This is a genomic window from Thioalkalivibrio sp. ALE9 (assembly GCF_000377445.1).
Lineage (GTDB): Bacteria > Pseudomonadota > Gammaproteobacteria > Ectothiorhodospirales > Ectothiorhodospiraceae > Thioalkalivibrio.
Genome location: NZ_KB898122.1, coordinates 426,956 through 442,799 on the forward strand (window position 1 = coordinate 426,956; position 15,844 = coordinate 442,799).

Consider the following 15,844-nt stretch of genomic DNA (forward strand, 5'->3'; position numbering starts at 1 on the left):
GCGTTACAGGCCGTTCCGGGCGAGCAGTTCCGGGATCTGGCGCTTGAACCGGAAGAATCCGTGGGTGGCATGGGGCCAGGCGAGGTCGTCCCACATCCGGCGCAGCGGAATGACCTCGATTCCGTCTTCCGCCAGCTCGTGAGCAATGACATCCAGGGCGTCGGCCAGGGGCCCGACAGGCGCCTCCGGTGTGGCGATGGTGGTCACGCCGGCGGCGGCACACTGCGACCGGAGGGTCTCCGCATGGAGTTGCGGGAGAACGGTTGCGGGTTGCTGCAGGCTCTCGCCCGCGCGCCGCGCCGCATCCTCGGCTAGCGTGTCTACCCAGTGGCCAGTCGCGGCCCCAAAGGGCCAGGGCATGTCAGGGTGGCCGCGCCGGGCGACGGCGATTGCCGCCACGTCGGTCTCCTTCGGCAATACTTCCTGACCGCTGAAGTCGTCGCCATGCAACAGGAGGAGCACGCGCCGGCCGCGCGGCAGGGTTCGCGGGCCCGGGAGGGCCCCAGCAGCAGGCGGACTCTCGTCGCGGATAGCGGGCGCTTCGGACGCCAGACCGTGCGGACCGAACCGATTGTCGGTAAACCGGGCAATATTGTCGGTCGTTGCGAGGTAGGTCTTGCCCGGCGTCTGGATGCCCGCGACCCAGCGCCAGCCCAGGGTGTTGGAGGCAGGGTCGGCATCGAGCAGATGGCGCAGGAAGAAGTCCGCCCCCAACGTCCACGGCAGCCTCAGAGTGAAGATCCAGATCGACGCAAACCACATGCGCGCATGGTTGTGCAGATACCCGGTTGCGACCAGTTCGCGGGCCCATTGGTCGAATCCGTCGACTCCGCTGCGCCCGGCCTCGGCCGCGGCGACGGCCTCGCGCAGGCCATCGTCTTCGGCGAGGCGTGCCCGATCGCTGTCGCGTTCTGCCACGAAGGCACGCCAGACGCGGGGGCGCATCTGCAGCCACCCTTTCCAGTAGGTACGCCAGAAGACTTCCTGGATAAACTTCTCGGCCGCCTCGGGCGAATGCCGGGCCAGGACCCGTGCGATCACCTCGTGTTCGCTAATGATCCGGTGGCGGATGTAGGGCGAAAGCAGCGATACGTTGTCGCGTCCACCGGGCCCGGGATCGCGGTTGCGCTGGGCCGCATAGTGACGCCCCGCGCGGGGGACAAAATCCGACAGCCGCTCCAGGGCGGCCGCCCGTGACGGCGGGAAAAGGGCGGCGCGTTCGTCTGGTGGGTCGCCGTCGGTGTCGACGAGGCCGGTCATGGGGTGCCCCTGTGCAGGGCGGGAAGGTTCTCGAGGACCGCGTCCGCTAGGGCCTGGCCGCTGTCGAATGCCGACTCGACGCGCGGTCCCAGGGCCCAGTCCCCGCAGGCGCCCAGGCGCTGCCCGGCGTCCCAGAGGCAGGGGCGGCCGGCGGCCTGCTCGACTCGCGCGTACAGCCACCGGTGGACCTGATGCTGGAGCAGGCGGGCGGAGCCGAGCAGGGGCCGCAGGGCGCTCAGTAGCGGATGGGCCAGTTGATCCGGGTCTTCCTGGATGTGCTCGCGGGACCAGTCGGGCCCAGCGTGGGCCACGAGAGCCTCGGATTCCGCATTTCGGCCAGGTTTGGTGCTGTTCCGGGCAACCCATGCCAGTGGTTGCCCGGACAATTCGCGCGACGTTTCGTGCAGGGCGGTCTGGCCTTCGACGGCGGCCATCAACGCAATGCAGGGGGCATAGCGAACGCCCGCGAGCTCCGCAAACCCCGTCTCGGCGGTGGCCGCCAGCTCTGCGGCCTGCGGTGCGGGCAGGGCGAGCAGGACTGCGTCGAACGGGCCCTCAAGGCCGGCATGTTCAGGCACCGACTCGATCTGTAGATACCAGACCCCGTCTGAACGTCGAAGGCCGTCGACTCGGGAGTTGCGCCGCACCTCCAGGGGTGCAGCCAGGGCACCGGCCGGGGCCGTCATGTCGGTGTGGCCCACAAGCCGGTCGGCTCCCCATTCCGCCACCACACCCTGCGCTTGCCAGGCCTGTACCTGACGGCGAAAGCCTGCCCCACGAGCAGTGAAATACTGGGCCCCGTGATCGAAGCTCAGGCCATCCGTGCGCCGCGTCGCCATGCGTCCGCCGAGGCCCCGGCTCTTCTCCAGCACGAGACAGTCATGACCGGCATCGTGCAGCCGCCGGGCGGCTGCGAGCCCGGAGATCCCGGTACCAATGATCGCGATGCGTGCCACAACCCTTCAGCCGCCTGTCGGGACCATTGGGCGCACGCGGGAGAACCCGCCGTCCACCGACAGGACCTGGCCGGTGACCCATCCGGCCTCGTCGGACAACAACCATGTGACAGCCCGCGCGAGGTCTTCCGCCTGCCCGTAACGCTGCAGCGGATACTGCGCCACGATCTGTGCCTCGGCACGCGGGGAGGCAAACAACCGTTCGGTGGCGCCCGTCCGTGTCAGCCCGGGTGCAATCCCGTTAACCCGGATGCCGTGGCCGGCGTAGGTCGCGGCAGCGGCCGGGACCAGGCTGGCGATCGCACCCTTGGCCATCGCAATCGCCTCGTGATTGGACACGCCGATCTGAGCAACGACCGAGCTGAACAGAACGGCGCTGCCGCGGGGTTCGTCCGTCTGGAGTCGGGCCTTCACCCAGGCGCGCAAAGTGTAAAAGGCGCTGTCCTGGTTGGCCGCCATGCAGTCGCGATACTGCGCCTCTGTGGTTCGGTGCAACGGGGCCAGCAGCGCGCTGCCGGCACAGTGAGCGAGTCGCGTGGGGGGCTCGCCGAAATGTTCGGAGGCCCGGACCACGGCCGCATCCGCACCTTCAGCGGTGCTGACATCCGCGGCGATCGTACAGGCCTCGAGGTCATTCGGAAGCTGCCCGCGAAGGGCTTCCAGCCCCTCGGCGTTGCGCGAGACAAGAGCGACCCGGTCATATGCGGGATCGAGGGATCGCAACAGCGCGCTTGCCACCCCGCCGGTTGCGCCGGTCACCAGGACTGTCCGTTTCGTCATCGCGCGTGGCTCCTTCGGGCTACTTACATGGGGCAAGACAAAGCGTTCGTCCTGTCTCCGGAGGGCAAGTTCAACAGGGACCTTCGAGCCGCCCCTGAGCGGGTTGTCGCTTTGCCCCGCACGAACCCCGAGCGCCGCCGGGTGTCTGCACTGGGAAGACCGGGCGGCGGCTTCCATGCAGGCCCGCCCAGCCCCACCTTGCGGAGTCCGTGACAGATGCCCAAGCCCGTCCACCTCGTATGGTTCAAGCGCGATCTGCGCGTCGATGATCACGGCCCGCTTCATCACGCCGCACAGGCGGGACCCATACTGCCGCTGTACATTGTGGAGCCCGGCTACTGGGAGCTGCCGGATACGAGCCGGCGCCATTGGGATTTCATCCGGGCCAGCCTCCTGGAACTGGACCAGGCCTTGTCCGATCTTGGTCGGTCCCTCGTCGTGCGCGAGGGCTCTGCGGTGGAGGTGCTCCAGCAGCTACTCGACGAGATCCCGGTTGCAGCCGTGTACAGCCATCAGGAAACCGGGAATCGCTGGACCTATGACCGTGATCGTGCGGTCGCACGCCTGCTGCGCGATCGCGGTGTCCCGTGGCGCGAGTATCGTCAGCATGGGGTCGTGCGCGGGCTGCGCAACCGCGATGGCTGGGCGTCCCAGTGGGAGGATTTGATGCGTGAACGCCCCTTTGGCGCACCTGGGGCTTTGGCTGCTGGACCCGCGGTGGCCGGCGGGGTCGACCGCCTGCCGCAGGCTCCGGCGGGTGTTGCGGCCGACGCCGCGATCGATCTGCAGTCCCCGGGGTTGCAAGCCGGGCGCCGCGTTGTGCGCGAGTTCCTGCGCGAGCGCGCAGAGCACTATGCCGGTGGTATCAGCAGCCCCGCGCGGGCCTGGACCGCCAGTTCGCGGCTGAGCCCGCATCTGGCTTACGGCACGGTTTCGTTGCGCCGCGTGCTGCAGGCCTCGCGCGAACGTCAGAGGGAGGTGGGCGCGCCGCGCGGCCTGGATCGCCGGCAGGCTGCATGGAAGAGGTCGCTGCGCCAGTTCGAGGAGCGGTTGCACTGGCACTGCCACTTCATGCAGAAGCTGGAAGATGCCCCGGACATCGAGTTCCAGAACCTGCATCGTGCCTGCGATGGACTGCGTGAAGACGCCTTTGATGAGCACCGTTTTCGTGCCTGGCAAGACGGCCTCACGGGATACCCCCTGGTCGATGCGTGCATGCGCGCCTTGCGCGATCACGGCTGGATCAACTTCCGTATGCGCGCGATGGTCGTCGCGTTCGCCTCATATCACCTCTGGCTCCACTGGCGCCGGCCCGCGCAGCATCTGGCACGCATGTTCACGGACTACGAGCCCGGCATCCACTATAGCCAGATGCAGATGCAGTCGGGAACGACGGGTATCAACGCCCTGCGCATCTACAACCCGGTGAAGCAATCGCTGGATCAGGATCCGGACGGCGTGTTTATTCGGCAATGGGTACCGGAACTGGCGCGAGTACCGGGCGACTGGATTCACCAGCCCTGGAAGATGACAGAGGGTCTGCAGCGTGAATCCGGTTGCCGCATTGGCCACGACTATCCGCTGCCGGTGGTGGATCACGAGCACGCGGCGCGGCTGGCACGTGAACGCTTCAAGTCGGTGCGCGGGACCGGGGCTTCCCGTCAGGAGACGGCCGGCATCCACCAGCGCCATGGCAGCCGGCGCCGCCCTTCTGCGCGTACCCCGGGCCGGACGAGGCAGGCGCGTACGCGGGATCAGATGGACCTGTTCCCGGACCCGGATCCGTGAGCGGCTTCCGGGGTACGGCTTCGGTGCTCGTCGAACAGCGCGGCTGTCCTGCATGTGTACGCGATAGAGTAGGGCGTTACGGCCGGCTCGGTAGGGCGGGCTCGCTCCGTCAATCGTCACCGGTACCGGTCGAGGCATGCCATGCGAAGCGCGATCTATGATTTCCTGATCCTGCGGCTGACGGCTCACTGGTACGCGGCGGCGCTGGAACGGATTCCCGACGGGGCACGGGTTCTGGACGTGGGGATCGGCACGGCCGGGGCATTACTGGCCAACGCACCGGGTGTCAGACGCAAGGAATTGCGTGTCACGGGGATCGACATCGACGGCGACTACGTCCGTCGGGCCCAGCGGCGGTTGGCGGAGTCACCGTTGGCCGACTGCGTCGAGGCGCGTCAGGAATCCGTGTACGACCACGCGGGCGGCCCCTACGACGTGGTGTATTTCTCGGCGAGCTTCATGCTGCTGCCCGATCCAGAACAGGCCCTGCGCCATGCCACTGGCCAGCTACGACCGGACGGTCGCTTCCTGTTCACGCAGACCATCCAGCGTCGGCCCTCTCGCTGGATGGAGTGGTTCAAGCCGCTGCTGCGACGGCTCACTACCATCGATTTCGGGCAGGTGACCTACGAGGCGGATCTCCGTGCCCAGCTGGCGGCGGCCGGGCTGGTGGTCGAGGAATGGACCGTACTCGCCACCCACGGGGCTCGCGCCTCCTGTCTGGTGGTGGCGAGACCTGCCAGTACGACCGCCGGTCAGGATGCCAGCCAGCGCGCCAGCAGCATATAGCGGCCACTCATCGATCCAGACCACCAACCCCCGTAGGAGCCTGCTTGCAGGCGAAGTTCCGAACAGGCGGTCATTCCGGAAACGCACAGCGGTTATTCGGGAACTCGGGCTCCGGGGCCGGGGCGGGCGCCAGAGATCCCGGCTCTGCGCTTTGCTTCGGCCGGGATGACGGTGTGGCGCGTGGAAGGAGAAGGGCGCCCACTTCCTCACGCTTCGCCGTCTCTCCGCTCGGGGCGATGTGGGGTCAATCCGAAGGCAGACATCCAGGCACCGAGGGGTTACGGGCGTTCGTGCTCTTCTCCGGAGCCCAGCCAGAAGTCCAGGCGTTTGGCGAGAAACTCCTGCCCGCTCATGTAGTGGGACCCATCACAGGAGAAGTTGAGGCCAACCATGCCGTTGAAGATATTGAGGGAGCCGGAGCGCAGGTAGATCGTGTCGTCCATGAAGCGCAGCTCGCGGAAGGTACGGAACACCGCTGCGACCTGATCCGTGGAGAGTAAGGCCTCCTCGGGGTAGGACCGCTGGGGATAGGCGAGACAGATCCCGGGATCCGTGAGGTCCTCGTAGTCCAGCAAGCGGTAGCGGAACGGGTCGTCGCGCAGCCACAAGGTGGCCCGGGAACTGGAGAAATGCAGCTTGCCGTGGAATACGCCGTGGGCGGCCACCAGCTCGGTCAGGAGATCCAGTACCTCGTCGATCCGGGTGTCGAGCGGGCTGTCCACCCGATGCTGGTTGAACAGGCCCCCGCGGATCGCTGGATCCCCCTTCAGCTGCATCCATTGGTCCGGCTGCTGATAGAGGTCGCGGGTCAGGGGCAGCTCCCGCAGGTCGAAGTCCGCCCCCAGGAATCCCAGCAGTGTGCCGTCGCTTTCGGTCAGACGTTGCACAGCCGTCAGGGTAGGGCGGCGCCGATTGCGGCTGATGTAGGCCGACGACATGGAGAATTCGGCACCCGCCAGGGCATCGGCCAGGTAGGGCCGGGTACTGCGATCCCGCCCGGCCTGGTCCGGCAAGGGGCCTTCCGGGGACACGTTGGCGGTCACCTGGTGAGCGCGCGGATCGAGCACATAGAGGTACTTGCAGGACGGCAGTGCGCCCAGCGCCACGGCGAGTCTCTGCTCGAGGGCCTCACGCTCGCCCCACCTCTCGGCGCAGGGGTCCACCAGCCGCGCCAGGGCGGTCGACAGTTGCCCCTGAAGCAGCAGTCGCTGCCGGGCCACCGCCGTCATTGTCGCTTCACTCATGGCCTTCGCTCGGAGGATACCGATGGGAACGCGCCCGCCAAGGGCGACCGTCTGGCGAGGGTGCCGCAGGACCGGTGGTGGCGCAACAACCGACTCGACGCATCCTGACGTCGGATAGGCCACGGCGTTGGGCGTGTCACCATTACGGGCTATAAGTGGCCCCTTGATGGGACTATTCGTAGAGACAGCTACCACAGCGCGGCGCGCGCTCAACAGCTCGGGTCGGCCCTCTGGCCGAGGCAGCGGCAAAAGACAAGCGCCGGCCCGCGAAATCCAAAGGTAAGCACCTGATCACCGCAGGTTCCGTCAGCGAGCTGCGCGAGAAGCCAGCCATCACCGAAACGACGATACCGCCCCAAAGCGCTTGCGCCTGTTCGTCACCGAGGCTGAAGCCTCCCTACTGTAGGAGGCGAGCCCTCTCGCCGATCGGGCATGTCCGGCGCCCCATCGCCCAGAGGGCTGGGCTCCTACCGGAGAAGGGGGCTGTGGCGGCATGTGAACAAGATGGGTGTCCTCTTCCGTGGTCATCCCGGAAACCGCGCAGCGGTTATCCGGGATCTCGGCCGCCGAGGCAGGAGCGGACGTCAGAGATCCCCCTCTCCGCTTCGCTCCGGCCGGGATGACCGTGGGCACCGGGAGGAAGATGGGTGCCCTCTTGCTCGGTCCTCTTTCTCGGTCACAGGGACGCGGCGGTCCGATGGAGAATCGCATGGCGATCGGCAAGCGCCGTGATGTCGCGGTCGTAACCCCCGCCGATCACCGCTGCCACGGGCGCGGCCCTCTCGCGACAGACCTGCAGCACGTGCCGGTCACGCGCCTCGAGGCCCGCATCGGTCAGCTCCAGATGCCCCAGCCGATCCGCTTGATGTACATCGACGCCGGCGTCGTACACCACCAGGTCCGGGCGCACGTCGTCGATCAGGGTCGCAAGGGCATCTCGCAGGGTGGCCAGATACGCATCATCGCCGGTGCCGCGGGCGAGTTCGATGTCGTGGTCGCCGGGCGTCTTGCGCGCCGGGAAATTGCTGCCCGCGTGCATGGAGAAGGTCACCACCTCGGGGGTATCCGCGAAGATGGCGGCCGTCCCATCGCCCTGGTGGACGTCGAGGTCGATGATCAGGACACGCTGGACCCATCCCATAGCGCGCGCATGGGCCGCTGCGACGGCAATATCGTTGATCAGGCAGTACCCGCTCGCGAACCCCGCGTGGGCATGGTGGGTGCCGCCGGCGGTATTCAGAGCCAGGCCGTCGCTCAGTGCGGCCTCCACGGTCAGCAGGGTGCCGCCCGTCTCCAGTCGCACGCGCTCCACCAGCGCTTCCGACCACTGGAACCCGCTGCGCCTCTGGGCGGCTTTGCTGGTCTGGCCGGACAGGAAGGCATCCAGGTAGGCCGGTGTATGCACGCGGGCCAGAGCCCCCCGAGGGGCGATCTCCGGTTGCAGCCAGTCGATTGTCGTGTCGCCCAGCTCGGTTTCCAGCCGGTCCCGCAGGACCCGGAACTTTGCCATGGGGAATGGATGCCCATCCGGCAGTTCGATCGTGTAGCGCGGATGATGGATCAGCGGAAGCGGCATACGGCGGACTTGTCCTTCAGGCTTCGGACTTCTGTGCCAGGATCATGTAATTGACACTCATCGATCTCGACAGCCACATCCGGCGGGAAAGCGGATTCACCTTGACTCCCGTCTGCGCCACAGGCTCCAGGCCGTCCCGCGCCAGCAGGTCCCGCGTTTCCCGAGGCGTCACAAAGCGCTTCCACTGATGAGTGCCCCGGGGCAGGATGCGGAACAGATACTCCGCCCCGACAATCGCCACCACGAACGAGACCGGATTGCGATTGATGGTGGCCACGAAGGTGTGCCCGCCGGGACGCAGCATGCGGTTGACGCTCCCCATGAACGCGGGCAGGTCCGCCACATGTTCGACCACCTCCATGTTCAGGATCACATCGAAGGTCTCGCCACGCGCGGCGAGGGCCTCCGCGGTGTTCACTTCGTACCCGATATCCAGGCCCTGCTCCGCGGCATGAAGCCGCGCAGCGGCAATGTTGCGGTCAACGACGTCCACGCCCAGTACATCCGCGCCCAGGCGGGCCATGGCCTCGCTCAGCAACCCGCCGCCACACCCGATATCGAGCATGCGCAGGCCGGCCAGGGGGCGCTCGGCCTCCGCGTTCCGCTCGAGCGAGCGACAGAGTTGGTCCCGGATGTAGTCGCTGCGCAGGCCGTTCAGCACGTGCAGGGGCCAGAGTCTTCCATCCGGTTGCCACCACATCTCGGCCAGGGCGCGGTAGCGCTCCACCTCGTCCGGGTCTACGGTTTGGTCACGTTCCACATTCGGAGAAGTCATGGGCTGGGTCGCTCGCCATCGGCACAAAGGTCTCTTTCCGACCACACGTCGCCGGTTTTGATCGCAGCTGCGGACGATCCGCATTCCCGTGTACCCCTGATCACGCCCCATAGCCCTGAGAGATTCTGGGCCCAGTAGGCGCCTGCCTGCAGACGAAGACCCGTCAAAAGTCGGGTGCGGGCAGGGGATTCGCCTGCAAGCAGGCCCCTGCAGGAGGCGTTTGGTGTCCCGGGCCGATCGGAATCCGCGCAGCGGTTAACGGCCCTTGGAGACAGGCGGGGTGACGTCAGAGAGTCCGGCTCTTCGCGGCCGTATCGGCCGGTTACCGGCAGCCAACCTTGTCATTGATCAGCACAACGTACGGAACTTGCTGTGACGTCGTATCAACCAACGAGTTGAGGAAATCGCCACGGACACCTAAAACATGGATCAGTGTTTCCCTAAAGGGTGCAATTGCCTAGTCCAGCAGGAGGGAGCGTCATGAGTTGCCAGGAACATCCGAATCACGAGCATGAACACGGACCCGGCTGCGGACACACCGCGGTGGAGCACAACGGACACGTCGATTACCTGCATGATGGCCATCTCCACCATCCGCATGGCGACCATGTTGACGAGCATGTCATCGAGGTGAGCGAAACGAACCCGGATCACTGCACCCCGGACCACCAGTGCCAAGGTCATGACCCGAATCACGTGCACGGTCCCGGCTGCGGCCACGAGCCCGTTCCGCACGGGGACCACGTCGATTACCTGGTAGATGGCCACCTGCATCACCCCCATGGTGACCACTGCGACGACCACGGGCCCCTCAAGGTCGTGGCATCGGGGACCTGACTCACGCCATCTCGGCCACGGGATTGGTTTGCCCGGCTCCCCGATCCTGTGTTGCGCCCCGAATGCATCAAAGACGCGCGGGTAGAACCGCTACCCGCTGCGCGTCGCGCCTGGTCTCGGAAAACCTGTGGCACCCACGCGAGTGGGTACATCGATCAGCGTTTCCCTAACGGACCTCACGACGCCGGTTTTGATCGCGGCGGCGGGCGCACCGCAGGATCGTGTACCCCAGATGCCTCTCCCATAGCCCTGAGGGATTCTGGGCGCGGTGGGCGCCTGCCTGCAGGCCAAGCCCCGGCCAAAGCCGAGCGGGCCGGGTATTCGCCTGCAAGCAGGCTTTTGCAGGAGGCTTGTGGTGTTCCGGACTGGCTGGAGAGCTTGCCGGGCACAGTTGCGATGCTGGATCTGACCAGGGGTGGGTGGCCTCTTGGTTGGTGTTGGACCGGACCGAGCGAATAATGGGATTGTTCTCGGAGCGTTTGTGATCAGGAGAAGCAGCATGAGGGGTCTGGAAGGAAAGGTGATCGCAATTACCGGTGGCGCCGGAGGTATAGGCGAGTGCACTGCGCGCATGGCGTACGAGCTGGGTGCCAGCCTGGTGATTACCGACCGCGAGACCGGACCGGTCGAAGCCATCGCCCGGTCCCTGGGTGAGCGGGCGATCGGGATGGCGGTGGACGTCACTCAGCGTGAGGATAACGAGCGCATGGTGGCGGCCGCGCTGGAACGCTTCGGCCGTCTCGACGGGGTGTTCCTCAACGCCGGGATCGAGGGCGAGGTCGGCCCATTCGAAAGCCGCTCCGATGCAGCCTGGGAGAAGGTCTTCGCCGTCAACGTGCAGGGCGTGCGCCTGGGCGCGGAGGCCGCTTTGCCGGCGCTGCGACGTGGCAGCGGCGGGAGTATCGTGATCACCTCCAGCGTGGCCGGGCTGCGCGGCGCCGTGGGCTTGTCGCCGTACGTGTCCAGCAAGCATGCGGTGGTCGGCATGATGAAGTGCCTGGCCGCTGAGCTGGGGCCGGAGAACATCCGTGTGAATACACTCAACCCGGGGCCGGTCGCGAATCGCATGATGCAGTCCATAGAGGAGCAAGCGAAGCCCGGTCACGCCGACGAGGTGCACCAGGCCTTCGAGGCACGCATTCCGTTGGGCCGCTACGTCAGCAACGAGGAGTGTGCCGGTATGGCGGTTTTCCTGCTGTCTGACGCTGCTTCGGGCTGCACTGGCAACACGTATGTTGTTGACGGCGGCCTCTGCTCGCAGTAACGCCGAAGGAACCGGCGGTCCTCGGTCTTCGTTGGGGCGAACGTAAAGTGTCGTCGTCCAGCGGGTAGTGGTTCTACCCGCAAGCGCCGCAACGCAGGATTGGGGAATCTGGGGTGCCACCCCTACAACCTATCGATAGATCCCACCTAGACCGGGGGGTAACGGCGCATCTGGCCGACGAGCACTCCCTGGATGCGCAGCTGGTCCGGGGTGACGAAAAGGGGTGTGTAGGCCGGGTTCTCCGCATGCAGCAGGACGCCACCCGGCTTCTGTTCGATCCGCTTCAGCGTGGCGACTCCGTCATCGATCAGGGCGACCACGATCGCGCCGTTGCGGGCCTCGCTGCGCGACTCGATGACCACCCAGTCTCCGTCCAGGATGCCGACATCCTGCATCGAGTCGCCCTTCACCTCGAGCACGTAGCACTCGCCGCGCCCGCGCAGGTGGGCGGGTACCTCCACGGGCTCGGGATGCGCCAGGGCCTCGATGGGCTGGCCCGCCGCGATCCGGCCCAGCAGGGGCAGGGTGTTCGGGGCCCACGCGTCCGCATCCGTTGCGGGGTACTGGGTATCCGTGAACGCCGGCAGTTCATTGGCCAGCCGGATGCCGCGATGACGGCCCCGGGCAGGCTGGACGTAGCCCGCGGCTTCCAGCGCCCGGATGTGCTTGTGCAGCGAGCCTCGCGAGCGCAGCCCCAGCGCCTGTGCCAGCTCTTCCAGGCTCGGGGCGTGCCCCTCCGCCGCGAATCGCTGCAGGGCCTCGAGCACGCTACGTTGGTGCGGGGTCAGTGCCTCCATGGCATTCGCTCTCCTGGTGTTGGATCGTGCTGGACCGGGAACATTGTTCTCCGTTTGTTCTCCGGGCTATGATCGCCACTGTACGGCTCCCGCGAGAAGATTGCCATGACCGAACCGGCGCGCGTCCTCCCCGAAGATTCTCTCCCCGAGCTGAGCGCCGAACCCCAGGGTGGCGAGTCGGGTGCACGACGCCTGGTCGAGCGCATCAAGGAGCGCTACGCCAAGCGCATTACCGGTGAGCTGGTCCTGCCGGCGCGGCCCGCGCAGCACGCGGATCTCCCAGTGGATCTGGACCCGGCCATTGCCGGCGCCCTCCGGTCGCGGGGCGTGGAGCAGCTTTACAGCCACCAGCACGAGGCCTGGGATCAGATCCGCGCCGGCCGCCACACCGTGGTGGTCACGCCGACCGCCTCGGGCAAGACGCTTTGCTACAACCTGCCGGTGCTGCAGGCAGCCCGCGAGAACAAGGCCAAGGCGTTGTACCTGTTCCCGACCAAGGCGCTCTCGCAGGACCAGGTCGCGGAGCTCATGGAGCTCAATGAGGCCGGGGACCTGGGAGTCCGTGCCTACACGTTCGACGGCGATACCCCGGGGGATGCCCGCAAGGCGGTGCGCACCCGGGGCGACATCGTCGTGACCAACCCGGACATGCTTCACCAGGGCGTCCTGCCGCACCACACCAAGTGGGCCCAGTTCTTCGAGAGCCTGCAGTACGTGGTGATCGACGAGACGCACACCTATCGCGGCGTGTTCGGTTCCCACGTGGCGAACGTGATGCGGCGGCTACGCCGTATCTGCCGGTTCTATGGAGCGGACCCGGTTTTCATCATGAGCTCGGCGACCATCGCCAACCCGGAAGAACTGGCCTCGGGTCTGGTCGGCGAGCCGGTGACGGCGATCACCGAGAGCGGGGCACCGGCCGGGGAACGCCATCTGCTGCTGTGGAACCCGCCGGTGGTCAATGCGGACCTCGGCATCCGCGCCTCGGCCCGTTCCCAGGTCACGCGAATCGCACGCATGGCCCTGCGCGGCAAGCTCACCACCATCATCTTTGCGCGCACCCGACTGATGGTCGAAGTGATCACCCGCTACATGAAAGACGTGTTCGACAACGACCCGCGCAAGGCCTCGCGCGTCGCGGCGTACCGGGGTGGTTACCTCCCGAACGAGCGCCGCCAGACCGAGAAGGCGCTGCGCAGCGGCAACGTCGATTGCGTCATCGCCACCTCCGCGCTGGAGCTGGGGGTTGATATTGGCAGCCTGGATGTCTGCCTGCTGACCGGGTACCCCGGGACCATTGCCAGCACCTGGCAGCGCCTGGGTCGGGCCGGCCGGCGCAACCGCCCGTCCTTGGGGGTGCTGGTCGCCAGTTCCGATCCGCTGGACCAGTACATCATCCGCAACCCCGAATTCTTCCTCGGCCAGTCCCCGGAGCAGGCGCGTATTGCGCCGGATCAGCTTCTGATCCTGCTGGATCACGTGCGCTGCGCGGCCTTCGAGCTGCCCTTCCGCAAGGGCGAGACCTTTGGTGGCGAGGATCTGGAGTCTCTGCTGGCCTACCTGGAGGAGCAGGGCGTCCTGCACCGCGAGTCGGATACCTGGCACTGGACCGAGGACAGCTACCCCGCCCAGAGCGTCAGCCTGCGCTCCGTCGCCGAGGGCAACTTCGTGGTCGTGGACACGACCGACGGCCAGCAACAGATCATCGCCGAGGTGGATTTCTCCAGTGCGGCCGAGACGCTGTACGAAGGGGCGATCTATCTGGTCCAGGCCGTGCCCTACCAGGTCGAGCGGCTCGACTGGACCGGGCGCAAGGCCTTTGTCACGCGCACCCGCGCGGACTACTACACCGACGCGATCGACTACACGCGTCTGAAGATCCTGGATGACTTCGAGCGTTCACCCGCAGGGGAGGGTGAGGCCGCCCGCGGCGAGGTGCACATCGTCCGGCGCATTCCCGGCTACAAGAAGATCCGCTACTACACCCACGAGAACATCGGGTACGGCAACATCCACCTGCCGGACCAGGAGATGCACACGACGGCCGTCTGGTGGCAGATGGCCCCGGAGGCGCTGGAACAGCGCTTCGCCTCTCGCCACGAGGCCCTGGATGGCTTTCTCGGTGCCGCCTACGCCATGCACCACGTGGCCGCACTGGTGGTGATGTCCGAGCCGCAGGATCTGGGCCGGGCGGTGGGCGATGGTGATGCCCGCTGGTTTGCCACCGTGGGCGCGAACGGCCGCGGCCAGTTGCGCACGCTGGATGGCGGCGAGTGCGATCCGGAACAGGAGGGCCGCTTTCGCCCGGCCGTGTTTCTGTACGACCACTATCCGGGCGGCGTCGGCCTGTCCGCGCCCCTGTTCGATGCGCGCCAACGGGTCATCGGCGACGCATTGACCCTCATCCGGCAGTGCGACTGTGCCCACGGCTGTCCGGGCTGCATCGGACCCATCCTGGCCAGTGACGAGGTGCGCGGGTTCTCGCCGAAACAGGCTGCGATCACGGTCCTGGAGGGCCTGGAATCCCATGGGTCTGCATGACCGCCTGAACACCCTGCGCCGCCAGTCCGGTAGCGAACCGCCGGCCCCTGGCCGGACCTCGGCGGATCCTCACAGTGCCGGGGCCGCATCGGGCAAGGGCAACGTGCTGGACGAGATCCGGGCCCGGCTCGACCGTATGGGTGGGGCGGGCACCGGTCGAACACGGCCGAACCGTACAGCCGCCGAATCCGCCATCCCGCCCGAAGAACTGGCCAGGCGCTTGGATGGCGAACTCCTGACGCCACAGGTGATCCAGCTCGACCGCGCGATGCCGGATCGCCACGCCCATGGCCGGCATACCCTGGCACGGGCGCGCGAACCGGCAATGCCGTTCTGGAACACCGATCAGCGCCTGGGTTTTATCGATACCGAGACCACGGGCCTCGCCGGGGGTGCCGGGACGGTCGCGTTTCTGGTCGGGCTGGCGACCCTTCGGGATGACCGGGTCCGCCTGCGTCAGTGGTTGATGACGGCGTTCGCGGGCGAGGGTGCCCTGCTGGAAGCGGTCGACGCCGCGCTGAGCGAGTGCGACCACCTCGTCAGCTACAACGGCAAGACCTTCGATCTGCCGCTGCTCCGAGATCGTCGTCGTATGCAGCGACGCCCGGATGCGCAGGAGGCCGCGCACACCGATTTCCTGCACCCGGTGCGCAGCCTGTTTGGCCACGCCTGGCCGGACTGTCGCCTGCGAACGGTCGAGGAGCGCCTGCTGGGACTCGATCGTCAGGACGATCTGCCCGGAGCCGAGGCCCCGTGGGCCTGGAAGGCCTATCTTGCCTCCGGGCGCAGCGAGGAACTGGAACGCGTCGTCCGGCACAACACCGACGACATCCTGTCCCTGACCCTGCTGGGTCCGGCGCTGGCGTCCGTGCTGTTACAGCCCGCGGCCCATGGGGCATCGGTGGAGGGCGCCGCGCGCCTACAGGAACGCCTGCAGGGCGCGGACACTGCCCGGCGGCTGCTCGAATCCCACCAGCACCAGCTATCGCCAGCCGGCCGGTTGTGGCTTGCGCGCGAATGGCGTCGCGAGGGGCGATATGACCAGGCCGTGCCCGTCTGGGAGGCGCTGGCGGAGCAGGGCGTCCAGGAGGCACTGGAGGCGCTGGCCAAATACCACGAGCACCAGCGCCGGGACTGGAAACGCGCGCTGCAGTATGCCGGGCAACTGGCATCCGGGCCCCGGGCCAAGGCACGGATCGCAAGACTGCAGGGGCGGATCGACGCAACGGCCCGGTAA

At 67.1% G+C, this 15,844-nt stretch carries 13 protein-coding genes; 5 read left to right on the forward strand and 8 right to left on the reverse strand.

What is annotated here, in order from left to right; translation table 11 throughout:
- Positions 1-3: 3 nt before the first annotated feature.
- The 3 genes from D106_RS0102055 to D106_RS0102065 are packed head-to-tail and all read right to left on the reverse strand — an operon-like array spanning position 4 to position 2,996.
- On the reverse strand, positions 4-1,260 hold the full coding sequence (locus D106_RS0102055) for an FAD-binding domain-containing protein (protein WP_018879041.1): 1,257 nt from the start codon (positions 1,258-1,260) through the stop codon (positions 4-6).
- Positions 1,257-2,216, reverse strand: a complete 960-nt coding sequence (locus D106_RS0102060; RefSeq protein WP_018879042.1) for an NAD(P)/FAD-dependent oxidoreductase — start codon at positions 2,214-2,216, stop codon at positions 1,257-1,259. Before D106_RS0102060 ends, D106_RS0102055 begins: the two co-directional genes overlap by 4 nt.
- A gap of 6 nt (positions 2,217-2,222) precedes the next feature.
- Positions 2,223-2,996, reverse strand: coding sequence for an SDR family NAD(P)-dependent oxidoreductase (locus D106_RS0102065; RefSeq protein WP_018875397.1), 774 nt, complete (start codon positions 2,994-2,996; stop codon positions 2,223-2,225).
- Positions 2,997-3,212: 216 nt separating this feature from the next.
- Here D106_RS0102065 and D106_RS0102070 point away from each other — a divergent pair, with 216 nt between their 5' ends.
- Positions 3,213-4,784 (forward strand): deoxyribodipyrimidine photo-lyase, encoded by a 1,572-nt coding sequence (locus D106_RS0102070; RefSeq protein WP_018879043.1) that lies wholly within the window; start codon positions 3,213-3,215, stop codon positions 4,782-4,784.
- Positions 4,785-4,925: 141 nt separating this feature from the next.
- Positions 4,926-5,573 carry a bifunctional 2-polyprenyl-6-hydroxyphenol methylase/3-demethylubiquinol 3-O-methyltransferase UbiG gene (locus D106_RS0102075; protein WP_018875399.1) on the forward strand — a complete coding sequence of 216 codons (648 nt, stop codon included), beginning with the start codon at positions 4,926-4,928 and terminating at the stop codon, positions 5,571-5,573.
- 278 nt (positions 5,574-5,851) lie between these two features.
- On the opposite strand, the gene D106_RS0102080 is transcribed toward D106_RS0102075, so the two are convergent.
- From D106_RS0102080 to D106_RS15355, 4 genes are all read right to left on the reverse strand, one after another.
- A complete protein-coding gene (locus D106_RS0102080; RefSeq protein ID WP_018879044.1) occupies positions 5,852-6,802 on the reverse strand; it encodes a PDC sensor domain-containing protein in 951 nt (316 codons plus the stop codon).
- A gap of 691 nt (positions 6,803-7,493) precedes the next feature.
- Positions 7,494-8,393 (reverse strand): histone deacetylase, encoded by a 900-nt coding sequence (locus D106_RS0102085; protein ID WP_018879045.1) that lies wholly within the window; start codon positions 8,391-8,393, stop codon positions 7,494-7,496.
- A 16-nt stretch (positions 8,394-8,409) separates the two neighbouring features.
- Positions 8,410-9,168: a bifunctional 2-polyprenyl-6-hydroxyphenol methylase/3-demethylubiquinol 3-O-methyltransferase UbiG gene (ubiG, locus tag D106_RS0102090; RefSeq protein WP_026280213.1), complete on the reverse strand. Its 759-nt coding sequence runs from the start codon at positions 9,166-9,168 to the stop codon at positions 8,410-8,412.
- A 429-nt stretch (positions 9,169-9,597) separates the two neighbouring features.
- Positions 9,598-9,972 (reverse strand): hypothetical protein, encoded by a 375-nt coding sequence (locus D106_RS15355; RefSeq protein WP_018875403.1) that lies wholly within the window; start codon positions 9,970-9,972, stop codon positions 9,598-9,600.
- A 532-nt stretch (positions 9,973-10,504) separates the two neighbouring features.
- Here D106_RS15355 and D106_RS0102100 point away from each other — a divergent pair.
- Positions 10,505-11,269, forward strand: a complete 765-nt coding sequence (locus D106_RS0102100) for an SDR family NAD(P)-dependent oxidoreductase (protein WP_026280543.1) — start codon at positions 10,505-10,507, stop codon at positions 11,267-11,269.
- A 146-nt stretch (positions 11,270-11,415) separates the two neighbouring features.
- Here the strand turns inward: D106_RS0102100 and lexA are convergent, their stop codons facing one another.
- A complete protein-coding gene (lexA, locus tag D106_RS0102105; RefSeq protein ID WP_018879047.1) occupies positions 11,416-12,066 on the reverse strand; it encodes a transcriptional repressor LexA in 651 nt (216 codons plus the stop codon).
- Positions 12,067-12,171: 105 nt separating this feature from the next.
- Between lexA and D106_RS0102110 the strand changes: the two genes are divergently transcribed.
- Together D106_RS0102110 and D106_RS0102115 are read left to right on the forward strand one after the other, a co-directional pair.
- Complete coding sequence (locus D106_RS0102110) at positions 12,172-14,607, forward strand: DEAD/DEAH box helicase (protein WP_018879048.1); 2,436 nt, start codon at positions 12,172-12,174, stop codon at positions 14,605-14,607.
- A complete protein-coding gene (locus tag D106_RS0102115) occupies positions 14,594-15,844 on the forward strand; it encodes a ribonuclease H-like domain-containing protein (RefSeq protein WP_018879049.1) in 1,251 nt (416 codons plus the stop codon). The genes D106_RS0102110 and D106_RS0102115 overlap by 14 nt, the downstream gene beginning before the upstream one ends.